Source organism: Shewanella sp. 5_MG-2023, from assembly GCF_030547465.1.
GTDB lineage: Bacteria > Pseudomonadota > Gammaproteobacteria > Enterobacterales > Shewanellaceae > Shewanella.
The window spans coordinates 200,839-208,573 of sequence record NZ_JAUORC010000004.1; the positions used below are offsets into that span (position 1 = coordinate 200,839).

5 protein-coding genes and 1 pseudogene are annotated in these 7,735 nt (G+C 42.2%); 4 read left to right on the top strand and 2 right to left on the bottom strand.

Features of this window, described 5'->3' with window-relative positions:
• Window positions 1–159 precede the first annotated feature (159 nt).
• On the top strand, window positions 160–2,349 hold the full coding sequence (locus Q4557_RS03640; RefSeq protein ID WP_303410726.1) for a malate synthase G: 2,190 nt from the start codon (window positions 160–162) through the stop codon (window positions 2,347–2,349).
• Between the two features lie 283 nt (window positions 2,350–2,632).
• Here Q4557_RS03640 and Q4557_RS03645 read toward each other — a convergent pair whose 3' ends face one another.
• Window positions 2,633–3,355 carry a FadR/GntR family transcriptional regulator gene (locus tag Q4557_RS03645; protein WP_303410728.1) on the bottom strand — a complete coding sequence of 241 codons (723 nt, stop codon included), beginning with the start codon at window positions 3,353–3,355 and terminating at the stop codon, window positions 2,633–2,635.
• A gap of 421 nt (window positions 3,356–3,776) precedes the next feature.
• Here Q4557_RS03645 and Q4557_RS03650 point away from each other — a divergent pair, with 421 nt between their 5' ends.
• The 3 genes from Q4557_RS03650 (at window position 3,777) to Q4557_RS03660 (ending at window position 7,177) form a co-directional block, all read left to right on the top strand.
• Complete coding sequence (locus Q4557_RS03650; RefSeq protein WP_303410731.1) at window positions 3,777–5,453, top strand: FAD-binding protein; 1,677 nt, start codon at window positions 3,777–3,779, stop codon at window positions 5,451–5,453.
• Between the two features lie 70 nt (window positions 5,454–5,523).
• Entirely contained in the window at window positions 5,524–5,877 is a 354-nt protein-coding gene (locus tag Q4557_RS03655; protein ID WP_303410733.1) for a cytochrome c3 family protein, read from the top strand.
• Window positions 5,878–5,923: 46 nt separating this feature from the next.
• A complete protein-coding gene (locus tag Q4557_RS03660; protein WP_303410735.1) occupies window positions 5,924–7,177 on the top strand; it encodes an OprD family outer membrane porin in 1,254 nt (417 codons plus the stop codon).
• Window positions 7,178–7,528: 351 nt separating this feature from the next.
• On the opposite strand, the pseudogene Q4557_RS03665 reads toward Q4557_RS03660, so the two are convergent.
• Window positions 7,529–7,735: pseudogene (locus Q4557_RS03665) on the bottom strand (transposase); the annotation flags it as partial.

The following is a 7,735-nucleotide window of genomic DNA, read 5'->3' on the forward strand; positions in this document are numbered from 1 at the left end:
GATTTACCATAGATTTGACGAATATTGGTGATAACAAGTATAAATTGGATAAATAAGCTTAATTTGATATAGAGTAAAGTCTTGCTGCGAATTAACGATTAATAATAGATTTGAGTGGTTTTTAAGTTCAGCGCACAGGAATTAAAGGTAGGGATAAACATGACAGCACGTATTCAAGTAGGTGGATTACAAGTAGCACAAGCATTGTGGCAACTGGTCGATAGTGACATTTGTCCAGGTACAGGCATTGATTCAGCAACTTTCTGGGCAAAATTTGAGGACATCATTACCGAATTTGCTCCCATTAATGTGGCCTTGTTAGAAAAAAGGCAGCAATTGCAGCAACAAATTGATCAATGGCATACAAAGCACCCAGCTAAAGACGTTAACCCAGACCAATACAAAGCTTTTCTATCCGAAATCGGCTACCTAGTGCCTGAGGGTGACGATTTTCAAATTAGCACTGAAAATGTCGATCATGAAATTGCAGCGCAAGCTGGGCCACAATTAGTTGTGCCAGTAAAAAATGCACGTTTTGCCCTTAACGCCGCCAATGCACGTTGGGGCAGTTTATATGATGCGCTATATGGTACTGATGCCATATCACAACAAGACGGCGCCGAGCTGACCAAACAGTACAACCCCATAAGGGGCAATAAAGTTATCGCATTTGCAAAACATCACTTAGATACCGCAGCCCCATTAGTGCAAGGCAGCCATGCTGATGTAACGCGGTATTATATTGATGCAGGCCAACTACGTATGCAGTTAACTGATGGCACAATCACAAGCTTAACCCAAGCACAAAAGTGTGTCGGTTACCAAGGTAGTGCAGATGCGCCCAGTGCGATTTTGCTGGTTAATAATGGTTTGCATATTGAGATCCAAATTGATCCAGACAGTGTTATTGGCAGCAGCGATAGTGCTGGCGTAAAAGACTTGTTAGTTGAAGCCGCTGTTACCACCATTATGGATTGCGAAGACTCTGTTGCGGCGGTTGATGCTGAAGACAAAGTTGAAGTTTATCGCAATTGGTTAGGTTTGATGCAAGGTAACTTAGCTGCCTCACTGACTAAAAATGGTAAACAAATCCTTAGAGAGCTTAATGATGATAGGGTTTATACCGCTGCTAATGTTAATGCTAGTACAGACGCTAACACCGTAACGTTACCCGGCAGAAGCTTACTCTTTGTACGTAATGTTGGCCACTTGATGACGATTGATGCCGTACTAGATAAACATGGCAATGAAGTACCAGAAGGAATATTGGATGGCATGATCACTGTGCTTGCCGCTATGCATGACCTTAAAGGTAACAATAATGGTCGCAGTAATAGCCGCAAAGGATCAGTGAATATTGTCAAACCTAAAATGCATGGCCCAGAAGAAGTGCAATTTACTTGTGACTTATTTACCAAGATAGAAGATGCACTCAACCTCCCCCGTAATACCATTAAAGTCGGCATTATGGATGAAGAGCGCAGAACCACACTCAACTTAAAAGAGTGTATCAGGGTCGCGCAACAGCGCGTTGTCTTTATTAATACCGGCTTTCTTGACCGTACTGGTGACGAACTCCATACCTCAATGTTAGCGGGCGCCTTTGTCCCCAAATCTGTGATGAAGCAGCAAAAATGGATTAAGGCTTATGAAGACTGGAATGTCGATATTGGACTTGAATGTGGCTTACAAGGTCGCTCTCAGATTGGTAAGGGTATGTGGCCGATGCCAGATGAAATGGCTGCCATGCTAGAACAAAAAGTGGCTCACCCAAAAGCGGGGGCAAACACGGCTTGGGTACCATCGCCCAATGGTGCCGTACTGCATTCTATCCATTATCATCAAATAAATGTGGCGGAAGTTCAACAGCAACTTAAGCATCGTAAGCGTGCTAGCATCGATGACTTGTTGACGATTCCATTGCTTGATGACACGACAACATTAACCCAGCAACAAATTACCTTTGAGCTAGAAAATAATGCTCAGGGTATACTGGGCTATGTGGTGCGCTGGATTGACCAAGGCGTCGGTTGCTCGAAAGTGCCTGATATTAATAATGTAGGTTTAATGGAAGACAGAGCGACTTTGCGGATCTCGTCGCAATACTTAGCTAATTGGCTTGAACATGGCTTATGCAGTGAAGAAGAAGTGATGGCGGCACTGAAAAAAATGGCTGCTGTGGTAGATGCTCAAAATGCAGGCGATCCACTGTACATTAATATGGCACCTAACTTTGACGGCATAGCCTTTAAAGCGGCTTGCGACCTTATATTTAAAGGTAAATCGCAACCTTCTGGTTATACAGAGCCTTTGTTACATGCATACAGGATCCAAGCTAAAGCAGGTTAATCTTTAGCGTTAATACTGGCTCTGTGTTTATGTAGTCACTCAATCAATAAGCCCTGATCTTGCAAAGATTAGGGCTTTTTTGAATGTTCAAGTTGGGGGATGAGATTAAGCCTACGCTCACCTTAACGGCACCCACTGATTGAAAGCAAAGGAGATCGTTAGATATTCAGCCACTTGGAGTGGGTGGCCATGTTAATTAGAACTGGCAGTTAAACATGGATGTTGTTGGTTTTGGTTAAGCCCACATGGAGGTCAACTTGACATGTAAATTAACAACTTAAGTTTATATACGTGTTTTTTCTCTATATTGCTGTTCAATTTCTTGAGTAATATTTAAAAAATATTTAAGGTGAAGATACATTTCACGCTCTGCTTTAGCGCCATCACCAGCAATGACTGCCTCAACAATAACATTATGAAGACCCGCAGGGTGAATCTGATCAGTACTTGGTTGAAATTCTTCGGTAATTTTTCCAACTAGTTGAATCATAGATTTTACGATCGCGGTCAAATAGCGGTTGTTACACATATCAGCGAGTAAATAATGAACATGGGTTCTTAACATTATCGTTTCAGGATATGCCAATGAGTCATTTTCCTTCGAGCAGGCTAACCTGAGCTTTTCAGCGAATTCTTCTGTACAGTTTTCTGCAGCCAAGCGAGCAACCATTGGTTCAATGTTTAGCCTTGCTTCACAAATTTCGCTAAACGTCATTTGATTCATAAAGAACAAATCTTTAGTCGCCGAAGTCAGTCTTTCAAAAGTCAGCTCCTTAACAAAGGCTCCACCAGTAGCGCCTTGCTTAATTTGCACTAAGCCACTGGCTTCTAAAGCCTTAATCGACTCTCTCACTACTGTTCGACTAACACAAAAAGATTCAATGAGTTCGCGTTCTGAAGGGAGCTTTTCACCAGTGAGGTATTGCCCATTAAAAATAGCCGACTTTAGTTGATTGAAAACTTCTTCAGAAGCCTTTACTTGTTTGACAGGTTGGAAAGGGGTCAAAATACATCCTCAAAGTAGATAGATCACAATTCTACCACATACGTATATTAGTTGTAGCTTCTCGATTAATTCCCTGCATTTATTTTCCCCAATGCTCCTAGCGCTGATTTTTCAATAAAGCAACATGCAGGCAGCAACTCCTTAAACTACTGATGACTTTTGTGAACTCCGCGTGAAAAAAACTAAATATGTGATGGTTTTTACAGCTTGGCACTTTTTCCGTGTACAGCCAATTTTAAATATCATACATTTGACAAATCAAATGTCATACGTTTGATGATTGTAAGAGCATGATGGCAGAGCAACGTCACACAGCCACGTTCTCACTTTATATAACAAGAAAATAGATAACCTTGCGGAGTTTAAAGCAGAACAAACGGTAATTAGCGTCAATCTTGTTCGCAGGGCAAAGGAGCATGAAATGAGTAAAAATAAATCACCTGAAACTAAGGTCATGGATCAATACACAAAAAATGTACTGCAAAATGGTATATCTCGCCGAAGCTTTTTATCCCGCGCGACTATGGGAACCGGTGCAGTAGCATTTGCTGGCTTAACGGGTACTAGTGCATTTGCTGAGACTGTCGACAACCAAAACTTAGCGAAAAGTAGCGATGGCGGCGCAACATTAGATTTCATGCCGAGACCTAAAGCCATTAAAGATAGCCAAATATCCTCTACACAAACATTTGATGTTGTAGTTGTCGGCGCCGGGGCTTCAGGTGTGCCAGCAGCTTTATCTGCAGCTGAAAGTGGTGCAAAAGTCGCCGTAATTCAAAAGCAAGCCATTGTGGTTTCTCAGGGCAATACTGGTTCCGGCCTTGATATAAAAAACTGTGATAAAGCGGGTGTAGAAGCACTAGTCAATAGATTATTAAGTGACAGTGCACACCGTGCCAACCCAGCATTACTAAGAAAGTGGGCCTATAACTCAGGAGAGGCAGTTTCTTGGGTCATTGATCGGACCAAAAAAGGGGGTGGTAGCATTGTCGATCAGGGCACAGGTCCTCAACATGGTATTCGTGGCCTCACAGAATATAAACTGAACTTTGTGACTTCTTTCTGTGGCCCTAAGCCTTACACCACAGGCGATGGCATGCGTGATCTTGCTAAGACAGCTGAAAAAGCTGGGGTTAAATTTTTCTTCAACACCCCCGCGAATCAATTAATCCAAGATGCGTCTGGCAAAGTTATCGGTGTTATTGCCCAAAACCGTGACGGTTCATACCACAAGTTTATGGCTAGAAAAGGTGTGATTGTATCTGCAGGTGATTACCAGAACAACAAAGCCATGTGTGATTTCTTCATTCCAGACTTAAAACACTTTGAGCGCAAGCAAATGGATCGTACTGGTGACGGTTTCAATATGGTTTATTGGGCTGGCGGCGTCATTGAGCCAATCGGTCATACCAAAATGCTACACGATTTTGATGCAGGACCTGCCTCTATGTGTGACATGCCATTCCTAGCAGTCAATCGCCAAGGTAAGCGCTTTGTCAACGAAACGGTAGATATGTCACTAATGAATAACTACTTGCGCACCGCAGAAGACGCTGGCTACTACTCGCAGATTTTTGACTCTAACTATATGACTGACGCCAAAGACTGGCCTGGCAAATTATGGTCACCTGAAGAAATTAAAAAGTACATGCCAGAAGACCCAACTGAAAAGAAAGGCGTGTATGCATCGCAAGTCAATACTTTCAAAGCAAATACATTAGAAGAGCTTGCGGTCAAATTAGGTTGCGATCCAAAAACCTTTAAAGCCAATGTTGAGCGTTATAACGAGTTATGCAAAAAAGGCCAAGATGATGATTTTGGTAAGCCATCTAATCGTCTCGCCCCAGTACTCAAAGCCCCATTCTATGGCATTCACCGCCGTATGCGCATCTCCGCCATCACCTCAGGCATGTTAGTTGACGTAAATCAACAAGCACTCAATGCGGATGGCAATCCTATTGGTGGCTTATTCGTTACCGGCAATATGGCTGGCGGTTTCTATGGTGGTGTTGATTACCCACTTACTGTATTTGGCTTGTCTTTAGGCCGTTGTTACACGGAAGGCTATTTGACTGGTAAGTACGTAGCCAAGCTGTAACTCACTAATGAATAACAAAGTTGATGCCTGATATTTGGGCGCCTTCAAAATGAAATAATGGACTAAAACTATGAAAAAACTAACACTTCACAAAATCGTGTTATCTCTTGCTTTCAGCTTGTTTACAACGGGAGCAATCGCTGCGGATTCGCAGTTACTTGAAGCAACGCATAAAGATGCAGGCTTAGTTTGTAAAGACTGCCATATTAGTGGCATGAAAGAAGAAGTACGCATGACGACGTGTATCGAGTGTCATGACACTGCGGAGCTAGCTAAAACAACGGCTGATCACCCTATTACCAACCCACATGAAAATCGCCATTTCGGTACAGAAACTAACTGTAACTATTGCCACAAACAACACGAAGAGTCTGTGAACTACTGTGGCAGTTGTCATTTACGATTTGATTTAGTTACGCCATAAGGTTTGGTTAAAAACCAAGTATCTAAATATAACAAGGATTACAGTTATGAAAACTAAATTACTACCTATTGTCGCAGCTTGTTTGGCAGTAAACCCTGCCTTTGCTGCTGAGCCATTAGAAAATATATTCAAAGACGGCAGCTTTAAGGGGCAGTTCCAGCTATTTGATTTTCAGAGAGACTTTGATGGTGAGGCTACCGATCGCCGTGATACCAGTTTGGGCGGGCTATTCTATTTACGCTCCGGCGAGTCAAACGGCATTAGCTTTGGCGGCTCGTTTGCTTCAGCAAACCCAATTTGGGAAACCAATGATGGACTTTATGGTTTAGTTGGTGGCGGCGCGCCAGGTATGGTGACTGAGCGTCAATCAGTTAACCGCCTACAAGAATACTTTGTGAATGGTAATTGGTACGACACTAACATCAGAATTGGTGCTCAAGAGCTACGTACGCCGATGATGAATCCATTCCCATTGCGCGCAATACCTTTTACTTATCGCGGAGTCAGTGTTGAGAATACGTCTTTCGATAACCTAAAACTGTCTGCACTGTACATTACTGACTACATGGGCTGGACTAACGAAGAGTTCGTGTCTGTTGCTGACGGAGTAAAAGGTGAGATGCAACGTAATGGCAACAATGTTGCTAATATTGACTTTGATGACAACCCAATGATTGCTGTAGGTGCGAACTACACCATTCCAACTGATGTCGTTAAAGCTAAAACAAGCCTGTGGTACTACTCCATGGAAGATGTATACAGTCAGTATCACCTCAAATTCGACATAAGTAAGCAGTTTGGAGCGACTGAATGGTACTTTAAGCCATCGTATTTAAAGCAAGACTCAATTGGCAACCTAGATGCCACAGAGGCTAATTTTGACACCTACCAAGCCGGCTTCCATTTAGGTACAAAATGGAATGGCTTTGACGCCACGGTTAAGTACGTGAAAACTGGCGATGGCTTTGTAGTTGCGCCATTTGGTGACGACAAAGTCATTATTCAACAAGTTCATCAATCAGCTCGAGCTGGAGAAGAAGCTTATGGCGCTCAACTTGGTTATCGATTTAACGAGGACTCAGTATTAAGTGGTGTCAGCGCTTATGTTAACTACGCCAATTATCAAGTTGATGGTAATAGCGCAACAGATATTGACGAAACAGATTTCTCGATTACCTATGATTTAGCACAATATGTCGATGGTCTCAGTGTTCGCGCTAGACATGCAATTGTCAATTACGCCGAAGCTGATGACCTTACTGATACTCGCTTCTACGTTTACTATAAATTTAAGCTGTAACTCTTCATCAAGAAGCAGGCTCCCCCATCAAGCTTGCTTTGCTCCTCGGAGCCAGTGCTCGACTGGCTGGCTCCAACCCTTTTCTAAATAAGTATAAATTAAAATATGAAATTGTTAAAAAAATACATAAAAAATACATAGCCACCCATTATTTTGAAGTTATAACATAACGCTTTTCATTTTAAGTTGCTAACACCAACAATCATTTACTGATGGGATTATTCCTGCCAAAGGACTGAATATTTCATCATTAATCACCAAAATTCACTCATAAACTAAATCAAACACAGCAGAAAAGCTTGATATCAATCAAGTGGGAAATGCTGTTATTTTAAATTAAGAAATGATTTATTAAGCGCACAACCAGCGCTGACAGTTAGCTGCGCCTTGTCGTCGTTTACGCTCTAAATGTTCACAATATTCAGTTAATGCAGGTAACGCCCCTACAGCTCCTTTAAATAATGCACCAAACTCAGTAGTGATTTTTAACCAGTTTTCAGCAGGAATATTCAATCTATTGAGAATATCCTGGCTACTCGCGCTTATGGCACCGCGTTT